Source organism: Flavobacterium chungangense LMG 26729, from assembly GCF_000735715.2.
Taxonomy (GTDB): Bacteria; Bacteroidota; Bacteroidia; order Flavobacteriales; family Flavobacteriaceae; genus Flavobacterium; species Flavobacterium chungangense.
The window spans coordinates 65,242-84,142 of record NZ_JASY01000005.1 but is presented as its reverse complement, the minus strand read 5'-3'; the positions used below and the strand labels follow the sequence as shown (position 1 = coordinate 84,142).

Sequence of the window (18,901 nt, the reverse complement as noted above, 5' to 3'; positions counted from 1 at the left end):
CTATGGAAATTAATAAAAAAGTCAGAAGCAGAAAATTAAGCACCAGAGTTGATTTAACAGCAATGGTCAGCGTTTCATTTTTACTGATTGTGTTCTTTATGGTTACAACTGAATTGGCCAAACCGAAAATTATGGACTTTGGACATGGGGACAGAGGTTGCGGTCCTGAACCTGGTTGCAGCAAACCAGATGAAAATCGCATTTTAACTGTGTTACTCGATGATAATGACAAAATGATTACTTACATGGGATTGCTATACTCACCTGTTCAAAAACCTAAAGAAGTAGAATATGGAAAAGATGGAATACGCAAAGAATTATTAATTATTGATAAAAAAGTTCATCAATACTCTGCCGGAATGGGAAAACCTGAAATAGGTGTTACAGTAATCATCAAGCCGAGTAAAAAATCTAATTACGGAAATCTGGTTAATATTCTTGATGAAATAAATATTACAGGAATCAATTCTTATGCAATTGTAGATTATTATACTCCTGAAGAAACAAAATTATTAGCTTCTAAATAATAAAACTTCAAGAAGAACTCCTAATAACCAATCATAAAACAAAAGTCCCACAGTAATGCGGGACTTTTTGCTTAATAGTTTAGTTTTTAATAAACTTCATACCTGAACTTCCTTTATCTGATTTAACCTTTATAAAGTAAGTTCCTGTTCTAAGCTTTGAAACATCAATATTAGAAACCGATTTTGCATTTGGAACCGCAATAACCAATTGCCCCAAAATGTCATAAATCGCTAATGATTGTATTTCTATATTTTGAGTAGCATTAATGTTCAAAACATTATTTGCAGGATTTGGATACAAAGTAAAATAATTAGAAAACTCAAAATCTGGATTACTTAAAGTCGTTTGAAATTTTGATGTCGCTTTATTGGTAAGTATCGGGAAATTATAATCAAAATAAATATTAGCCTCGTTAGTAAACGAATCTCCAACTTTTAACGTTGGCTTAGTTTTGATTTTAAAAGCAACATAACCGTCATTATTGGCATCATCGAAAGGAAGATTGATATTTTCGAATATAAATTCTACTTTGTTTCCTTCTGAAATTTTAGTTACAAAAGAATGGCTTGAACTGGTTGGAATTAAAGTAGAAATATCAAATTTTGATAAATCAATCATATCTTTTACTACGATGTTTTGTGCTGCATAAGTTCCGGTATTTTCAAAACGGATCATGTAATGTACATACTCACCTATTAAACTTGGCGTAATAATCGAACCTTCTAAACAGGTTTTGTCATTTGGATCGTATGAACCTACTACAGTTTGGTTTAAAGTGAATGTATTATCTTTAGGTGTTTCATCTGTAGCAACTGAAGTTATGTTTGCGGTAAAAATCAAAACATCTCCATTATTTACTGCGGGAGTTGCAGTTGGTGCGTTTACTTTAACTTTAAAAGTAATTTCTTTACTTTCAAATGGTTTAAGATTGCTGAAATTCCAAGATAGTTTGTTAGCATTTTGATTAGAGATAGTCAGATCTGCAGTAATAAAATCTATAACTGCATCGTTAAAAGTTAAACTTACACCACCAGATTGTATTGTATTTCCTTTATTTTTATAGATAAGTTTATAAGAAGAATCAAACCCGGGCCTTGCTGCATCAATTGGTAAAAGTGAAACTTCCAAATCAGTATATGAACCATTCGGTTTAATACAAAAATTTTGCATGTATGGACTTTGACTAGCAGGAAAAACAATATTCACGGTTGTTGGTGATATACTGAAATAATTTGAATTTTCAAAAACAGGTGTGATTCTGTGTGTTCCACTTGGAACCGGAAGTGAATAATTACCCGCTGAATTAGTAATAAATGTACCTGAATTATTACTGGTAATCTTAAATTTTAAATTTGGAATTGAAATATCAAAAGCATCACATCCATTATTATTATAATCTATTTTCTGACTTCCTTCAATTATATAAAAGTCATTTGAAGGAGTAAAGCTGCAATATGAGTTTGTATGACATCCTGTGTAACCATAATTGGTAATCATATTTTGAATCAGGTTAATTTCTTTATCATCAGCACATATATATTTTAACTTAGGGTTGCCTGAAAAATTCAGATATGATTCATTCATTAATTTTCCGTTTTTCACACAAAAAGACTCTAAGTTTATATTATTTGAACAATTGACATACTCAAGTAGGGAATTAGAAAAATCTAATGTTTTAAAAAAATTATTTCCTCCATCAAAATATGAAATTTTTGTAGAAGCAGAAAAATCTATAGTTTGAAGTTGATTATTATCACAATAAAGAGTTTGTATGCTATCACATCCTTTTAAATTTAGATTAGACAATTTATTTCTACTACAGCTTATTCCATTAAGATATGCTAAATCAGATAAATCTAATTCTGTCAAACTACAATTATTTACACCTATAACTCTTAATTTTTCTAAATTTTTAATGTTTAAATTTTCAAGTAAAGTGTTTTTTGCCAAATTTAAGGATTCGATTTTAAAATTATTTCCAAATGAAAATGTAGTAAATTTATTATTTTCAGCATTTAGATTTAAAAGACTTGTACAATTTGTTAAATCTAAATTTGTTAATAAATTGTAACTACAATTTACACTTTCAAGATTACTTAGACCACTTAAATCAAGGTTTGTTATTTTTGTCTTTGTAATAACCAGCGTTTTAAGTGATTTTAGTGCTGAAAGATTTATTGATGTCAATTTATCGCTTCCCAAATACAAAACTTCCAGATTGGTAAATTGTGAGATCCCTGTAGGACCATTATCAAGTAAATAAGGCATTATTGTAGAGCTATATTCAGCATACAATTCTTTTAAATTAAGTCCGTTAATATTAAGTTGAGTAGTAACTAAATCCCCTCCACAATTTAATTTTTCCAGATTTTTTAATGATCTTAAATCTCCTGTTACTCTTTGTCCATAAAAGTTTAGTGTCCTTAAATTGGCAAAAAACTCAATTCCTTGTAAATTATAAATTGTTGCTGAAGTTCCTCCTAATTCCAAAAAATAAATATTTAATGCTTCTGAGGCCTCAATCTCCTTATTTCTGTTTGTATCAATAGCAATATTATTGCCATTTATGTCTTTTGCGTAACCATTGGTAGTACTGGCAGCAAGTAATCTATCTTTGAAAGGGGCACTTCCAAAAGTAATAGTTTGCGCCTTCAATCCATTAAAAAAACAAAAACTCAAAACCAAAAAGTAAATTTTCTTCATATATATAAATTTTCACACAAAAGTAACTTTTCAAAACAATAACACAACTTTATTTGTTAAAAAAGAAATTATAAAAACAAAAAAAGTCCCACATTGCTGTGGGACTTTCTATTTATAAAAAGCTAAGAATTATTTTTTCTCAGTTTTTTCCATTTTAGCTTTTAATGCAGCCAATACATCATTGTTATCTCCTAAAGTTGCAGCTGGTGCATTAGTAGTAGAGTTAGATGAAGTATTTTCAGTTGCAGCTTTCACGTTTTTCTCTTCTTCTTCACGGAAGATAGCAGTGTGAGAAGCAACTACTCTTTTGAATTCTTTGTTGAATTCGATTACTTTGAAATCAGCAGTATCACCTTTTTTCAATTTCTTTCCGTCTTCTTTTTCAAGGTGACGAGTAGGAATGAAAGCAACGATATCATCTCCGAATTCTACAGTAGCTCCTTTGTCAACGATTTCAGAAATCTCACCATTGTGGATAGTTCCTACAGCAAAAGAATCTTCGTATTGATCCCAAGGATTAGCAGTAGTTTGTTTGTGACCTAAAGATAATTTACGTCCGTCAACATCTAATTCTAATACAACTACATCAAGTTTTTCACCAACATTTACAAATTCAGATGGGTGTTTGATTTTCTTAGTCCAAGATAAGTCAGAGATGTAAATTAATCCATCAATTCCTTCTTCTAATTCTACGAAAATACCAAAGTTTGTAAAGTTTCTAACGATACCTGTATGTTTAGAACCTACTGGGTATTTAGAAGTAATATCAGTCCATGGATCTTGAGTCAATTGTTTGATACCTAATGACATTTTACGGTCATCTCTATCTAAAGTTAAGATAACAGCTTCAACAACATCTCCAACTTTTACGAAATCCTGAGCAGAACGTAAGTGAGTAGACCATGACATTTCAGAAACGTGGATTAAACCTTCAACACCTTCAGCAACTTCGATAAATGCACCGTAATCAGCGATTACAACTACTTTACCTTTTACTTTATCACCAATAGTTAAATTAGCATCTAAAGCATCCCATGGGTGAGCGTTTAATTGTTTCAATCCTAATTGAATTCTTGTTTTCTCATCATCGAAATCAAGGATTACAACGTTTAATTTTTGGTCTAATTCAAGAACTTCACTTGGGTGGTTGATTCTGCTCCAAGAAAGGTCAGTAATGTGAATTAATCCGTCAACACCACCTAAGTCAATGAACACACCATAAGAAGTAATGTTTTTAACAACACCTTCTAATACTTGTCCTTTTTGTAATTGACCGATGATTTCTTTTTTCTGTACTTCAATATCAGCCTCGATAAGCGCTTTGTGAGATACAACAACGTTTTTGAATTCGTGGTTGATTTTTACCACTTTGAATTCCATCATTTTGTTTACATATACATCGTAGTCTCTAATTGGCTTAACGTCAATTTGAGAACCTGGTAAGAACGCCTCGATACCGAATACGTCAACGATCATACCTCCTTTAGTTCTGCATTTAACAAAACCGTTAACGATTTCTCCAGTTTCATTAGCTGCAATAACTCTATCCCAAGATTTGATAGTACGTGCTTTTCTGTGAGATAATACTAACTGACCTGTTTTATCCTCACGGATGTCGATTAATACTTCAACTTTGTCACCTACTTTTAAGTTTGGGTTGTAACGGAATTCGTTTAAAGAAATAACACCTTCAGATTTAGCATTGATATCAACGATAACGTCTCTATCTGTAATTCTAACAACAACACCTTCAACTACTTCTTCCTGATCTGTAGCGATGAAAGTTTTTGATACTAGTTCTTCAAACTCTAATAAGTTTTTCTCATCTACTGCGTCGATTCCTTCTTGGAAGTTATGCCAGTTAAAATTTGCTAAAAACTCTTCTTGTGATTTTAATTGTTCAGACATGCTGATAAAAAATTTGTATTCTGTTTTCCCTGAGTTTCATAAAGCAGTAAAAAAACAGAAGTTGTTTTACATAAATAGTTGATTCCTAATGGAAACTCTTCTCTGCCAAAAGGACTGCAAAATTAATACATTTATTTGTAACAGCCAACAAAAACAGGTATGATTATCAGTTAATTGGTCAGAAGCACATGATTTTGTGGTTTTTCAAGACCAAAAGTCCCGCTTTCGCTCTTATCTTTTATGGCAAACCCTGCCATAAAAGGATAACCGCTCTATCGGGGCTAAATTAGAAGTTTTATTCTCCATTAAGTATTGAATCTAAATTTCTAATATAACCTCCTATATTTACAGCTAAAAATCGTATCAAATATGAAAAAAGAAAATACAAAGTCAAGTATATTATCCTTATTATTAATAGGGTTACTACTTTTTTCAACTTTTATGACATTCCTTTTTATTTTTGAATTTACAGACAATTATAAAATCATTAAACATGAAAAACAGTTTAAAAAGATAAAAGTAAAAATTGATTCTACAAAAATATCAAGTTCCAGAAGTGGAAAAAGTTCTTCAACTTCAACATCTACAACTTTTTATTTCAATAAAGGAAGTATCTTGACCAATCAAGATAGAAAAGGAATCATTTTAAATCATCAATCGTATGAGCAATAAATATACGAATACATGACCGACCACCAAGATTCATTATATATTTGGAAATTAGATCATAAAACTTCAAAATTTGCTTATGAAGATCAAAAAAATATTAATATTTCAGAAGAAATTGAAAACAATAATAGAATAAAAATTTATTTTGTTGTTTACATTTTCTTTTTGGTATTATTTCTAAAGGTTAGAAACAGAATTTAAAAAAGACTAATTAAAACAAACCCGACAGGTATTGAAAACCTGTCGGGTTTATATATTTTTTTTTCAGTCTTAAGAATTAAACCAACCAGCAACCAATTCATCTTCAAAAGAATTAGCATTTTTATGCACAAACTCATTCGTATTTTTATCATAAGTATAATCCAGTTTCCAGCTTTCGTGATTCTCAGCGAGTTCTTTAATACTTTCACAAACAAAAGCAATTTCTTCATTCGTTGTCGTTGGGTGAATTGACATTCTGATCCATCCCGGTTTTTTGATTAAATCGCCAATCGTAATTTCATCAACCAGCTTATTCGAAGTTTCCTGATCTACATGCAGTAAAAAATGCCCGTAAGTTCCCGCACAACTACAGCCTCCTCTGGTTTGAATTCCGAATCTGTCATTCAGTAATTTTACTCCTAAATTAAAATGCAAGTCCTCTATAAAAAACGAAATTACTCCTAACCTTTCCTGATGATGTCCCGCCAGAATTTTGATATTCGAAATCGGATTCAGCTCACTAAAAACAAAATCTACAATTTCATGCTCGCGCTGCAGGATGTTGTCAATTCCCATTTCTTCTTTCAGCTCAATCGCAAGGGCTATTTTAATCACTTGTAGAAAACCTGGTGTTCCACCGTCTTCACGGTCTTCGATATTATCGATATATTTATGCTCACCCCACGGATTTGTCCAGCTAACGGTTCCTCCGCCGGGACAATCCGGAATCATATTATTGTATAGTTTTTTATTAAAAATCAATACTCCCGAAGTTCCGGGACCACCCAAAAATTTATGCGGTGAAAAGAAAACAGCATCCAGATAGGCTTCCGGATCTTCAGGATGCATGTCAATCTGAACATACGGACCAGAACAGGCAAAATCTACAAAACAAACACCATTATACTGATGCATCAATTTTGCTACATCATGAAAAGGCGTCTTTAATCCGGTTACGTTTGAACATGCCGTAATTGAGGCAATTTTGATTGTTCTGTCTTTGTATTTTTCTAATAATTCTTTTAAATTATCCAGACTAAAAAGCCCTTTTTCAGTTTCAGAACACGGAATAATTTCAACATCCGCAATCGTTTCCAGCCAGGAAGTCTGATTAGAATGGTGCTCCATATGTGAAATAAAAACAATTGGTTTTTTCTCTGCCGGAATAGTGGTAAAAGCTTTCAGGTTTTCAGGAACTTTCAATCCTAAAATTCGTTGAAACTTATTGATAACACCTGTCATTCCGGTACCATCTGTAATCAAAACATCATCAGAACTGGCGTTTGTATGACGCTTGATAATATGTCTGGCATGATGATATGCTTTTGTCATGGCAGTACCTGACACAGTCGTTTCTGTGTGAGTATTAGCCACAAAAGGCCCAAATTCATTTAGAAGTTTCTCTTCAATAGGACGATAAAGCCTTCCGCTGGCCGTCCAGTCTGTATAAATAATTTGTTTTTTCCCGTAAGGAGAAGTAAATTCCTGATTAATTCCAATAATATTTTTTCGGAAATTATTAAAATACGCTTCTAAAGTCATGGTATTATTTTTGCGGTACTTAGATGTACTTTTTATTTGACAGCAAATATATTGTTTTTTACCAAAATTGCAGATTTATCAATAATAAACTTCAAATCAAAATTATATCCTTAATATATTTAATAAAATCGCCTTTTTACAAACAATTTATTAATTTACCCTACATAACTAATAGGCTAAATCGATAACTAAAAAATAATAAATGAAAAATTTATCCGTAGCAACCTTTGGTGGTGGCTGTTTTTGGTGTATTGAAGCTGTAATCCAGCGTTTAAAAGGAATTGAAACCTTAAAATCCGGTTATTCTGATGGTCAGATTAAAAATCCGGCATACAGAGAAGTCTGTACCGGAAGAACCGGACATGCAGAAGTGATACAGGTTGTTTTTAACCCTGACATAATTTCATACCATGACTTAATTACCATTTTCATGACAAGCCATGATCCTACAACTCTTAATCGTCAGGGTGCCGATCAGGGAACACAATATCGTTCTATTATTTTATATCATGATGAAACACAGAAAACAATTGCTGAACAGGTTTTCAATGAATTAAAATCTGTTTTTTCAGATCCAATTGTAACGCAACTAAAACCTTTTCAGGTGTTTTATGAAGCCGAAGAAGATCATCAGAATTATTACAATGACAACCCCGAAGCAGGTTATTGCCGAATGGTTATCGATCCTAAAGTGTACAAATTAAAAAAAATGTACGCTGATAAATTAAAAGAATAAACCAGAATGAAAAATTTAAAAACACACAATCGTTTTACCTCTGAATTGCCTGCAGATCCTGATGAAACCAATGAAATTCGTCAGGTTTCCAAAGCAGTTTTTTCGTATGTAAATCCAACAAAACCATCCAATCCTAAACTAATTCACGCTTCAGAAGAAGTTGCGGAATTGGTTGGAATCTCAAAAGATGAAATTCACACTGAAGAATTTTTAAATGTTTTTTCAGGAAAAGAAATTCTGTCGCAAACACGTCCGTATGCGATGTGTTATGCAGGACATCAGTTTGGCAACTGGGCAGGACAATTAGGCGATGGACGAGCTATAAATTTAACTGAAGTTGAACATAATAATCAATATTTTACTTTACAACTAAAAGGAGCAGGAAAAACTCCGTATTCCCGAACTGCAGACGGATTGGCGGTTTTACGCTCATCTATTCGGGAATATTTATGTGCCGAAGCGATGCATTATTTAGGCGTTCCAACTACAAGATCACTTTCGCTGATTTTATCCGGCGATGAAGTATTACGTGATATTTTATACAACGGAAATCCGGCTTACGAAAAAGGAGCTATTGTATGCCGTGTCGCTCCATCATTCATACGTTTTGGAAGTTTTGAAATGCTTACTGCCCGAAATGAGTTAAAGAATCTAAAGCAGTTTGTTGAATACAATATCAAACATTATTTCCCTGAAATTAAAGGAGAACCAAAAGAACAATATTTACAGTTTTTTAAAACCGTAGCTGATACAACCAGAGAAATGATCCTGCACTGGCAGCGCGTAGGTTTTGTTCATGGCGTAATGAATACCGATAATATGTCTATTCACGGAATAACGATTGATTACGGGCCTTATGGCTGGCTGGAAAATTACGATCCAAACTGGACACCGAATACAACCGACAGTCAAAACAGAAGATACCGTTTTGGAAACCAGCCTCAGGTTGCACAATGGAATTTGTTTCAATTAGCTAATTCGCTTTATCCGTTAATCAATGAAGCTGAGCCTTTAGAGAAAATACTAGAATCGTTCATTACTGATTTCAATTCAGATTACACAAAAATGATTTTATCCAAACTGGGATTATTAACTCCATCAGAAAATGATGCTGAATTTATAGCCTATTTAGAATCAAATCTGCAATTATCAGAAACCGATATGACTATTTTTTATCGTAATCTGAACAAAATCAGAAAAGGCGATTCGGCAGAAAAAGCACTGCAGGCTATTGAAGATGCTTTTTACAAACCGGAAGAAATCAAAGACACGATTAAAAACAATTGGTCATTATGGTTTGCCGATTATATGCAGCGTCTTAATCACGAAAACACTTCAGATAACGAACGAATTGAACTTCAAAATTCAGTTAATCCTAAATATGTTTTACGAAATTACATGGCGCAATTAGCTATTGATGCTGCTGATAAAGAAGATTATTCGCTAATTTCAGAATTATATGAATTACTAAAAAATCCTTATGACGAACAGCCTGAATACGAAAAATGGTTTGCAAAACGACCAGACTGGGCGAGGTCAAAAGTAGGATGCTCTATGCTTTCGTGCAGTTCTTAAAATGCAGATTAACTTTTGTCAGTTCAGCGGAGTCGAGAACCTTTTATCTCTAAAGCATTTCGACTCCGCTCAATGTGAGAATTGTAATTAAAACTTTTATTTTGAAGTAATATAATCCACAATCATACTGGCATGGATACGTGAATTTTCTATAAACCATTTGTGAGTCTGCATGCCTCCGCAAACCACACCTGCCAAAAATAATCCTTCAACATTCGTTTCCATCGTTTCAGCATTATAAGTTGGTATTTTCAATTCATCTTTGGATAACTCAATACCCATTTTTTCAAGGAAAGACAAATCAGGTTTGTAACCCGTTAGTGCCAGGACAAAATCATTTTTGATAGATATTTTGCCGTTTGGAGTTTCAATTTCTACTTCATCCTGCCTGATTTCAGTAATATTCGATTCAAAATACGCTTTTATACTGCCTTCAGCTATTCGGTTTTCAATATCAGGTTTTACCCAGTATTTTACCCGGTTATTGATTTCGGTTTTACGAATTACCATAGTCACATTTGCCCCTTTACGCCAGCATTCCAAAGCCGCATCAACTGAGGAGTTATTCGCACCAACAACCAGAACATCCCTAAAAGCGTATTCGTGAGCTTCTTTGTAGTAATGACGAACTTTATGCAGCTCCTCACCTTTTACGCTCATTTCAATCGGAATATCATAAAAACCGGTTGCGACAACTACATTTTTAGCTTCGTAAAGACTTTTATCTGTTGTGATTTTAAAAAGCTGATTTTCGAGTTTCTGAACTTCTGTGACCTTTTCGAATAAATTAATATTAAAATTAAAATAACGGTGAATGTTTCTATAATATTCCAATGCTTCCTGACGTCCGGGTTTTGGAGCAAGACAGTTGAATGGAATATTACCAATTTCAAGCCTTTCTGCCGTAGAAAAAAAAGTCATATACAAAGGATAATTGAAAATGCTATTCACAATTGCTCCTTTCTCGATAATCAGATAATTCAGGTTTTTCTTTTGAGCTTCAATTGCGCATGCAAGCCCGATTGGACCTCCTCCCACAATAATCAGATCGTATGTATGTGTCATAAAATTGTTATTTTTGCCAGTATTTAAAAGGATTTTTGCTTAAATAAGCATTGTAGTATCTTTCATCATTTGTAACCTCATCACCCAGCCAATCCGGTTTTTCAAAAGTTTCCGTTTCAGATTCCAATTCTACTTCTGCCATTACCAAACCTTCGTTCTCTCCATAAAATTCATCCACTTCAAAAACATGTTTGCCTGATTGTATTTCGAAACGTGTTTTTTCAATCTTTCCCTTCTCACATAATTTAAGCAATTCCTGTGCTTCGTCTAACGGAATTTCATTCTCCCACTCAAAACGCGTCATTCCGCCATGCTGGCCGATTCCTTTTATCGTAATGAATCCTTTTTTGCCTTTAATTCGAATGCGGACAGTTCTTTCAGGAAGCGAACTCAAATAGCCCTGAGCGATTTTGTTTTGGGCGAAAGCCTGTGCCTTAAATTTGTCTGATTTTACAAGAAACTTTCTTTCAATCTCAACCATTAGTTCTGCAAATTAAATTTTATGCAAGTTACTTAATTTAACGCTAAACTGAATTTGTTGGTTCGGATTTTGAGAATTAAAAAAAGTGATTTCATCAGGCCTTTTCTAAAAAAGCCGAATCCCAGTTTTTAGTTTTACTGTACCACAATTGTCCGTTCAAAACTTCCAATGGACAATCAATATTATTGGTGTAAAGCGCTCCGGTACCCAATCCCTGCGGCATGTTAGAATTTAGTAAAAACGTCCATTGCGCGATCGCATTTAAACCAATGTTACTTTCAAGTGCTGAGGTAATCCACCAGCCTATATTGTATTTTTCTGCTAATACAATCCATTCCTGAGTTCCTCTGAAGCCACCAACAAAACTTGGTTTCAAAATGATATATTGCGGTTTTATTTTTTGCAAAAGTGCTTCTTTTTCTTCGAATAAAAACACACCAATCAATTCTTCATCCAAGGCAATAGGAAAAGGGGTGTTTTTACATAATTCTGCCATACTGTCAGCATTGCTTTTTTGAATAGGCTGCTCTATACTATGCAGTTCAAAACCAGATAATTGATTTAATTTATTTAAAGCTTCATTTAAATAAAAAGCACCGTTAGCATCAACACGAATTTCAATTTGTTCTGCTGAAAAGTGGCTGCGAATAAAGCGTAATAACTCAAGTTCTTTTTGAAAATCTATGGCTCCTATCTTGAGTTTTATACAAGTAAAACCCTGTTGCAGTTTTTCTTCGATCTGCTCTTTCATGAAGGTTTCTTCTCCCATCCAGACCAAACCATTTATGACAATTGATTTTGAATTATTCGTGAAATCTGAAGGAAATAACAAATACGGATTTTCACTTTTCAGGGATAAAAAAGCCATTTCGATTCCGAATTGAATGGAAGGAAATTCGAGTAATTTTTTCCAAAGAACATCCTCTCCTAAATCAATATTTTGGCAAGCCCAATTTAATTTGGCCTCATAATCTTCCCTGTCGTCAGCACTTAGTCCTCTTAAAATACCACACTCGCCTATTCCTTTTTTACCGTTTTCTTCCAGAATTATAAACCAGGTTTCTTTTTCTGTCATAACACCTCTGGAAGTTCCGGAAGGGCGCTTAAATTTGAGCATATATTTATGGTAAGTCGCTTTCATAGGTGATGCTTTTTTAAACCACATAAGTGATTATGAGAAAATTTAAGTTCGCTTTTTCGGCAAATTTAAATAAACCTATAATCACTTATATGGTGAAAATATTTTTAATTATATAATTTCAAGATCCTCTCAAAGTCGGATGAAGGCAATCCTGCTTTTTGAAAAAGAGCAAAATCCTGTTTGGTTTTGTCTGTCCAGCTTAAACTATCAGTAACGTTTTGGGACTGGTACTTTTTGTAAATTGCTTTTGCATCACCGTAATTGTCACTAACCAAATAGGCATGTGCTAAATTTAATTTTAGAAGTAATTCAGTATCATCCAGTTTTTCACCTTCTTTTAAAAACTTTATCGCTTTTGCGTATTGTTTGGTCAAAATATAACTGTAACCAATAGAACTGTAATCAAGTGCTGTGGCTTTTCCTGCGGTGATTATTGTATTTAATTTAGGAATTGCCTCGTTGTATTTTTGAAGTCTAATTAAAGTATTTGCCTGAGTACGCAAATCATTATAAACGTTTTTAGAAATAGAAGCGTCATTATAACAGGAATTTCCAAAATCCTTATAAACCTTAGTTTTCTCTATGGCAAGCAATTTTTGAAACTCGCCATAACGGTATTGCTTCATGATTTTATCTAAAATACAGACGCAAAAATCGTCAGAATTTGCCATTTTTTGTGCCATTGTTGAGGTTTTGCACAAGCTGACAATTTCGTTTTTATTATCCTGATTCCATCCACGGTTTAGTTTTGTATCAACCCAGGGCACAACTTCTAAAACTATTTTTTGTTTCAATAGCCAGTTTTTGCTTTCGAAGCCAAACCAAATTGTAGTGGTGTTTGCATTAAGGCAAGAAGATTTGTCTATTGACAAACGCTTAGCATCTTTACTTACTGGTTCTGTCTGGGCATAACAGGCATCATTTACTTTTCCGTTATCAATGTATTTTTTTGCATTTGTATCTGAGGTAAAAACTGCATAAGTACATTTATCATCACCTGAAATTTTTGACATTATTAATACTGCTCCTGCAGAACCCTGCCCTATTCCGTAAGGATCAGGAATAGCTTTTAGTACAGAAACCAGACTATTTGCCATTTGCTGATTCTCATCCAAAAGTGTTATTCTGTAAACAATTTCAGTTGTACCAATAGGTAAATCTTCAGTTTTAACATTGATTCTGTCACCTGCAGACACGAGTATTTCTTTTGTAGTGGCACGCTCTTTATCCCAATATCCATCTTTTTGAGCGGAAACATTATAAAAAAAACTAATTAAAAATAAAACTAAAATTTTCTTCAAATTCATCTTTTTCAATATCAAATTCAATAACAAAAATCAATTTCAATGCCTGCAAATATCAACAATCAATTTAAATTTCAATGCCAAAATCAATTTCAATATAAAACTGCAATACGCTTCGTTTTTGCTTGACATTTTTGACTTCGAACATTAAACCTGAAACTAAAAATTTTATCAATCCGGTTCGTTCATGATTTTTTCACGATACTTTTTGCCAATAAGCAAGATCATGTTTTTCTTGTAATCTTCAACCAGCCATTCGCGGTAATTTTTACTGCATTGACTCAAACATTTCGCATAACGTTTAATTCGGCATTCGATATCATCATCCAGCTCTTTGCCTAATGCTTTTGCTTCCTGAAGTGTTTCGGTATTATCAACGCACATTCCCGCGTGCTGTTCCAGCGATTTATCCAAAACAATCTTAGAACGTAAATTTTGCTTAATGGCTAATTTATGTTCTTCATCAACATCAAAAGTTACATCAGCAGTTTTACTGAATTTTGCACGCAACTCTGGTGGCATATTGTACTTGAAATACAATTCAATTTCAGTATCATCACGCAAATTCTCCAAATAAAATTCGGGTGATTTAAAGATGTGCTGCCAGTTTACAGGCTCACTCCACAAACCAAAACGGGCTGCATTATTACCTAAATCGATAACTGTAAACTCATCTTTGCCCGGCAATTTACGAGACCCTCGACCAATCATCTGGTAATACAATGTCAGTGATTTTGTGGCTCTGTTAAGGATAATAGTTTCAACTGTTGGCTCATCGAAACCTGTGGTTAAGATTCCGACAGAAGTTAAAATAGCATCAGGCGTTTTTTTGAACCAGGCCAAAATATCCTTACGTTCTTCGGCACTGCTTGTATTATCAAGGTGTCTGATGTCGTAACCGGCTTCTCTAAAGGTTTCATAAACATATAACGAAGTATGAATACCGTTATTGAAAATCAGGGTTTTTTTACCCAATGAGCGCTCTGTGTATGCATGCAAAAGTTTTTCCTGCATGATAGTATTAGTATACAAATCATCAGATGATTTTACGGTATAATCTCCGTTGATCCCCACTTTTAGAGAGGTCAAACCTACATCATAGCTGTAAGTTGTAGCACGTGCCAAAAATCCTTTGTCGATTAATGAACTAATAGTATCTCCCACAATAAGTTCATCATAACTCTGATGCATTGGTAATTTTATATTCGAACTCAAAGGTGTTGCCGTTACTCCAAGAATAAAAGCGTTTTTGAATGAGTTTAATAGCTTTCTGAATGAATTGTAATGGGCTTCATCAATAATCACCAAACCAATATTATCAAGATGTAATTTCTCGTCATTAATACGGTTTTTTAAAGTTTCAACCATCGCCACAAAACATGAGTAATCATTTTGATCCGGTAGTTCTTTTACTTTACTATTGATAATTTTATTGGAAACCCCAAACCCTTTCAGCATTTTTGAAGTCTGCTTACAAAGTTCAATACGATGTGTCAGAACTACCACTTTTTTATCATTATTAGCTAAATAACGACGAACTATTTCGGAAAAAATCACCGTTTTTCCACCACCTGTAGGGAGCTGGTATAATAAATGATGTTTTGAGGGAGCATTGTCTAAACGTTCAAAAATGGCGTCAATATCACCTTTTTGATATGCATAAAGTTCTTTTTTCTCTTCTCTTTCTATTTCTAAAGTGTTTTGAAGCATTGTAATTTTTGGATTTTTGCAAAAGTACACCTAAAAAACAGTTATTCATTGTATTTTAACGTAAAATAAATTACGCTTTTTAATAAGATTTTTTATGGGAAGTGTTTTTATATGTCGATTTTGTCTAAAATTGTCTCAAATTCATATCTGATTTTCCACTTTTGTTGAATAGTTTCTTGTTGAATCGCTACAATTCTTGCTTTAAATTCATTTAAAATCCCGTTGGAAATCACAAAATTTACTGCCTGTTCAAAAGAATTAAGCATGCTTTTATAAAATAACTCCTGTTTTATAAAATTTCCTGACGAATATGTTTGTGCTATTTCAATATTATAGAACATGATATCTGCAATTACAAACGGGTCAACTCCCAATAAAATAAAATGCTTGATAATTTTTTGAGCCACAGAACGGCGCATTTTTGCTTTTGGACGCCATTTTGCCCCAGGTTTTTTTACGGGGAAATATTCGTGTGAAATCTTCGTCTTGCTTTCCTGTAAAAGTTTATCTTCTTTCGGATTAAAAACAAAATCATAAAACACTTTTACGGGACTAAATTTCTCATATAACTCAATAATTTGTTCTTCGAGCTGTTCCTTATTTAATTCTCCTAAATATTTTTTTAAATCCCGCTTACTCATACTCAAAGTTTAAGATTACAAAAGTAAATTACTTTTATTATACATACTTCAATAATCAGCTATAATACTTAATTTTGCTGCTATAATCTCAAAAAATATATACATGCTTAAGATTTTTAAAGTTACAGCTATTTTAGAAGGAATCTCTTATTTAGTATTAATTGCTAATATGCTTATTCTTAAATCAAACAACCCCGAACTTTATCATACAATTGTACGTCCTTTTGGAATGGGACACGGAGTTTTATTTATTGGCTACATTGTATTGGCTGCTTTATTAAAAAAATCTCAGAACTGGGATTTAAAAACTTTCGGAATTATTCTTGTTGCTTCGCTTATACCGTTTGGAACTTTTTATGTTGAGAGAAAATATTTAGAAAACAATGCATAAGTTTTTGGATAAAATATTCAATTTTTTATATCCGCTTTTCAGAGATTGGGGAATGAGCCGCAGTTTTGCGTCTTACATCAGCCTTGTCTTTAATATTGCTATTATGATAGCACTGGCTTTTGCCATTTATTATATAGCGAAGTTTGTTCTGGTAACGCTAACAGCCATTTTTGCTCAGCGAACCAAAACCAAATTTGACGATTATTTAATTCACAATAAGACCACAAAATATACGGCTTATTTAATTCCGTTCTTCTTTATCTACAAAGCAGTGCCAATTATTTTGGACAGATATGAGTATTGGGAATTGCTTTTTGGAAAAATAGTTGGAATTTATATCGTTTTGATCAGTTTGTGGATTATCAGAACAATTTTTAATGCATTACGTGATTATTTAAAAAACAAACCTGAATACAGCGATAAACCTATTGACAGCTTCGTTCAGGTAATTATGATTGTGCTTTGGATTTTCGGAGTTGCCATGATTATTTCGACTTTATTCGGAATCAAAAAAGGAGAACTACTAACGATTCTGGGAACCCTTTCGGCTATCATTATCTTAATTTTCAGAGATACCATTTTAGGATTTGTTTCGAGCGTTCAGGTAGCAATTAACGATATGGTTCGTATTGGTGACTGGATTACAATGGATAAATTTGGTGCCGATGGAGATGTAATCGAAATTAACCTGACAACTGTAAAAGTCCGGAATTTTGATAATACCATTACCACGATTCCAACCTATGCTTTAAGTTCAGATTCTTTTCAGAACTGGCGTGGCATGCAAAAATCAGAAGGAAGACGTATAAAGAGACACGTTTTGATCAAGAGCAGCTGCGTTCGTTTTTTAAATGATGATGATTTGAATGAGATGAAAAAGGTGCAGCTGATAAGTTCTTACATTGAAACCAGACAAGCAGAAATTGAGAAGTACAATCACTTGCGCGGTATCGATAAATCTCTGGCCCTTAATGGCCGAAATATGACTAATCTGGGACTGTTTAGAAAATATATTATACAGTATTTAGTTAATTATCCGGGCTTGAATAAAAATATGCATATTATCTGCCGTCAGCTACAATCTACAGAACATGGAGTTCCTTTAGAAATTTATGCCTTTTCGAGTGATAAACGCTGGGCCAATTATGAATATATTATGGCAGATATTTTTGACCATATTATGGCTTCTGTAGTATACTTTGATTTGGAAATTTTTGAATTACCTTCTGCAATTGGTCATTTGGACAGGTAAATAAGCTTCAGGTTTCAGGCTGAACATCTTTAAAAAATCTGAAACCTGAAACTATTTTTTTGCTTCTTTAAAAACATACTCCGGGTTTTTATAATTAAGAGTTCCCGGCAAAAAGCACGGAAGACTCATATAAGTTCCCATTACACCGTTTCCTAAAAACAGTTTATTTTCTTTTTTTAATAAAGCCAATGGCTCCCTTTTCCAACTACCTCCATTTGATATATAATGAAAATCCCCTCTTAAAGTATCCCCTCTAACTTCTCCCCTTACATCTCCGGAATCTTTACCATTTCTGTAATATGATCGTTCATAACGCCCGTAAAAACGTTTTTCGTTTATTTGAATAGCCAAAATTGCAGTGTCTTTATTATTTACAGCCTGATAGACAATATGATTGTATTTGTCTTTTTCATCCTTAGAATTGCAGGACATTAAAAAAGCAAATAATAGAGAAACAGTTACAAAATTTTTCAGCATTTTCTAAGAGTTTTTTTTACCATATAAATGATATAAGTTCATGTAACTTTAAGCAAAGTTTATATTTACTTACTTAACTTATATGGTGGGAAATTTATTTTACAAACGATCCTTTACGAATTCAATTTTGGTTTTTCCATGTGGTTTTGGCTTTCCGTCCTCGCCTAAGTTAACCATAGTGGTGTGATCAATTGTAATGATAATTTCGCGTGTCATCATATTTCTTACGGCACATTTAAGAACTAAAGAAGTTGTACCAAATTTCACCACATCGATTCCAATTTCTACAATATCACCTTGTCTGGCAGAACTTTTAAAATTGATTTCGGACATGTGCTTAGTTACCACCCGTGGATTCTCTAATTGTACAATTGAATATAAAGCCAGCTCTTCGTCAATCCAGGCTAATAGCTGACCGCCGAATAAAGTTCCGTTTGGATTTAAATCCTGGGGCTTAACCCATTTTCTGGTATGGAATCTCATATTTTTATTTTATAGGGGTAAAAATAGTTTTTTACTCCCATAATCGAATTATGTTTTTTTATTAATCCTTAAGATTTCAATAATTCGAAAATTT

General features: G+C 33.1%; 17 protein-coding genes. 6 read left to right on the top strand and 11 right to left on the bottom strand.

Annotated elements, in window-relative coordinates:
- Positions 1–2: 2 nt before the first annotated feature.
- Complete coding sequence (locus tag JE46_RS11250; protein WP_031455380.1) at positions 3–527, top strand: biopolymer transporter ExbD; 525 nt, start codon at positions 3–5, stop codon at positions 525–527.
- Positions 528–606: 79 nt separating this feature from the next.
- On the opposite strand, the gene JE46_RS11245 is transcribed toward JE46_RS11250, so the two are convergent.
- Both JE46_RS11245 and rpsA read right to left on the bottom strand, forming a co-directional pair.
- Positions 607–3,231 carry a DUF7619 domain-containing protein gene (locus tag JE46_RS11245; protein WP_031455379.1) on the bottom strand — a complete coding sequence of 875 codons (2,625 nt, stop codon included), beginning with the start codon at positions 3,229–3,231 and terminating at the stop codon, positions 607–609.
- 129 nt (positions 3,232–3,360) lie between these two features.
- Positions 3,361–5,139 (bottom strand): 30S ribosomal protein S1, encoded by a 1,779-nt coding sequence (rpsA, locus tag JE46_RS11240; protein WP_031455378.1) that lies wholly within the window; start codon positions 5,137–5,139, stop codon positions 3,361–3,363.
- A 369-nt stretch (positions 5,140–5,508) separates the two neighbouring features.
- Here rpsA and JE46_RS11235 point away from each other — a divergent pair, with 369 nt between their 5' ends.
- Positions 5,509–5,811, top strand: coding sequence for a hypothetical protein (locus JE46_RS11235; RefSeq protein ID WP_031455377.1), 303 nt, complete (start codon positions 5,509–5,511; stop codon positions 5,809–5,811).
- Positions 5,812–6,078: 267 nt separating this feature from the next.
- Here JE46_RS11235 and JE46_RS11225 read toward each other — a convergent pair whose 3' ends face one another.
- The gene (locus tag JE46_RS11225) at positions 6,079–7,551 is read right to left on the bottom strand and encodes an aminotransferase class V-fold PLP-dependent enzyme (protein WP_031455375.1); all 1,473 of its coding nucleotides are present in this window, start codon (positions 7,549–7,551) and stop codon (positions 6,079–6,081) included.
- Positions 7,552–7,753: 202 nt separating this feature from the next.
- Here JE46_RS11225 and msrA point away from each other — a divergent pair, with 202 nt between their 5' ends.
- Complete coding sequence (gene msrA / locus JE46_RS11220; protein WP_031455374.1) at positions 7,754–8,287, top strand: peptide-methionine (S)-S-oxide reductase MsrA; 534 nt, start codon at positions 7,754–7,756, stop codon at positions 8,285–8,287.
- A gap of 6 nt (positions 8,288–8,293) precedes the next feature.
- Positions 8,294–9,862 carry a protein adenylyltransferase SelO gene (locus JE46_RS11215; RefSeq protein ID WP_031455373.1) on the top strand — a complete coding sequence of 523 codons (1,569 nt, stop codon included), beginning with the start codon at positions 8,294–8,296 and terminating at the stop codon, positions 9,860–9,862.
- Between the two features lie 96 nt (positions 9,863–9,958).
- Here JE46_RS11215 and JE46_RS11210 read toward each other — a convergent pair whose 3' ends face one another.
- From JE46_RS11210 to JE46_RS11185, 6 genes are all read right to left on the bottom strand, one after another.
- On the bottom strand, positions 9,959–10,927 hold the full coding sequence (locus tag JE46_RS11210; protein WP_031455372.1) for a YpdA family putative bacillithiol disulfide reductase: 969 nt from the start codon (positions 10,925–10,927) through the stop codon (positions 9,959–9,961).
- 7 nt (positions 10,928–10,934) lie between these two features.
- A complete protein-coding gene (locus JE46_RS11205) occupies positions 10,935–11,408 on the bottom strand; it encodes a CYTH domain-containing protein (protein ID WP_031455371.1) in 474 nt (157 codons plus the stop codon).
- A 94-nt stretch (positions 11,409–11,502) separates the two neighbouring features.
- On the bottom strand, positions 11,503–12,549 hold the full coding sequence (locus JE46_RS11200; protein WP_031455370.1) for an o-succinylbenzoate synthase: 1,047 nt from the start codon (positions 12,547–12,549) through the stop codon (positions 11,503–11,505).
- 104 nt (positions 12,550–12,653) lie between these two features.
- A complete protein-coding gene (locus tag JE46_RS11195; RefSeq protein WP_031455369.1) occupies positions 12,654–13,856 on the bottom strand; it encodes a tetratricopeptide repeat protein in 1,203 nt (400 codons plus the stop codon).
- Between the two features lie 168 nt (positions 13,857–14,024).
- Positions 14,025–15,563, bottom strand: a complete 1,539-nt coding sequence (locus JE46_RS11190) for a DEAD/DEAH box helicase (RefSeq protein WP_031455368.1) — start codon at positions 15,561–15,563, stop codon at positions 14,025–14,027.
- A 107-nt stretch (positions 15,564–15,670) separates the two neighbouring features.
- The gene (locus tag JE46_RS11185) at positions 15,671–16,204 is read right to left on the bottom strand and encodes a DUF6155 family protein (protein ID WP_031455367.1); all 534 of its coding nucleotides are present in this window, start codon (positions 16,202–16,204) and stop codon (positions 15,671–15,673) included.
- Positions 16,205–16,307: 103 nt separating this feature from the next.
- Here JE46_RS11185 and JE46_RS11180 point away from each other — a divergent pair, with 103 nt between their 5' ends.
- A complete protein-coding gene (locus tag JE46_RS11180; protein ID WP_031455366.1) occupies positions 16,308–16,595 on the top strand; it encodes a DUF3817 domain-containing protein in 288 nt (95 codons plus the stop codon).
- Positions 16,588–17,847 carry a mechanosensitive ion channel family protein gene (locus JE46_RS11175; RefSeq protein WP_031455365.1) on the top strand — a complete coding sequence of 420 codons (1,260 nt, stop codon included), beginning with the start codon at positions 16,588–16,590 and terminating at the stop codon, positions 17,845–17,847. Before JE46_RS11180 ends, JE46_RS11175 begins: the two co-directional genes overlap by 8 nt.
- A gap of 51 nt (positions 17,848–17,898) precedes the next feature.
- On the opposite strand, the gene JE46_RS11170 is transcribed toward JE46_RS11175, so the two are convergent.
- Positions 17,899–18,324 carry a hypothetical protein gene (locus tag JE46_RS11170; RefSeq protein WP_031455364.1) on the bottom strand — a complete coding sequence of 142 codons (426 nt, stop codon included), beginning with the start codon at positions 18,322–18,324 and terminating at the stop codon, positions 17,899–17,901.
- 99 nt (positions 18,325–18,423) lie between these two features.
- Positions 18,424–18,807 (bottom strand): acyl-CoA thioesterase, encoded by a 384-nt coding sequence (locus tag JE46_RS11165; protein ID WP_025571465.1) that lies wholly within the window; start codon positions 18,805–18,807, stop codon positions 18,424–18,426.
- Positions 18,808–18,901 lie beyond the last annotated feature (94 nt).

Bases quoted from the DNA above. Each gene is read 5' to 3' on its own strand.
- JE46_RS11250 (WP_031455380.1), top strand. From the start codon at position 3: ATGGAAATTAATAAAAAAGTCAGAAGCAGAAAATTAAGCACCAGAGTT.
- JE46_RS11245 (WP_031455379.1), bottom strand. From the start codon at position 3,231: ATGAAGAAAATTTACTTTTTGGTTTTGAGTTTTTGTTTTTTTAATGGA.
- rpsA (WP_031455378.1), bottom strand. From the start codon at position 5,139: ATGTCTGAACAATTAAAATCACAAGAAGAGTTTTTAGCAAATTTTAAC.
- JE46_RS11235 (WP_031455377.1), top strand. From the start codon at position 5,509: ATGAAAAAAGAAAATACAAAGTCAAGTATATTATCCTTATTATTAATA.
- JE46_RS11225 (WP_031455375.1), bottom strand. From the start codon at position 7,551: ATGACTTTAGAAGCGTATTTTAATAATTTCCGAAAAAATATTATTGGA.
- msrA (WP_031455374.1), top strand. From the start codon at position 7,754: ATGAAAAATTTATCCGTAGCAACCTTTGGTGGTGGCTGTTTTTGGTGT.
- JE46_RS11215 (WP_031455373.1), top strand. From the start codon at position 8,294: ATGAAAAATTTAAAAACACACAATCGTTTTACCTCTGAATTGCCTGCA.
- JE46_RS11210 (WP_031455372.1), bottom strand. From the start codon at position 10,927: ATGACACATACATACGATCTGATTATTGTGGGAGGAGGTCCAATCGGG.
- JE46_RS11205 (WP_031455371.1), bottom strand. From the start codon at position 11,408: ATGGTTGAGATTGAAAGAAAGTTTCTTGTAAAATCAGACAAATTTAAG.
- JE46_RS11200 (WP_031455370.1), bottom strand. From the start codon at position 12,549: ATGAAAGCGACTTACCATAAATATATGCTCAAATTTAAGCGCCCTTCC.
- JE46_RS11195 (WP_031455369.1), bottom strand. From the start codon at position 13,856: ATGAATTTGAAGAAAATTTTAGTTTTATTTTTAATTAGTTTTTTTTAT.
- JE46_RS11190 (WP_031455368.1), bottom strand. From the start codon at position 15,563: ATGCTTCAAAACACTTTAGAAATAGAAAGAGAAGAGAAAAAAGAACTT.
- JE46_RS11185 (WP_031455367.1), bottom strand. From the start codon at position 16,204: ATGAGTAAGCGGGATTTAAAAAAATATTTAGGAGAATTAAATAAGGAA.
- JE46_RS11180 (WP_031455366.1), top strand. From the start codon at position 16,308: ATGCTTAAGATTTTTAAAGTTACAGCTATTTTAGAAGGAATCTCTTAT.
- JE46_RS11175 (WP_031455365.1), top strand. From the start codon at position 16,588: ATGCATAAGTTTTTGGATAAAATATTCAATTTTTTATATCCGCTTTTC.
- JE46_RS11170 (WP_031455364.1), bottom strand. From the start codon at position 18,324: ATGCTGAAAAATTTTGTAACTGTTTCTCTATTATTTGCTTTTTTAATG.
- JE46_RS11165 (WP_025571465.1), bottom strand. From the start codon at position 18,807: ATGAGATTCCATACCAGAAAATGGGTTAAGCCCCAGGATTTAAATCCA.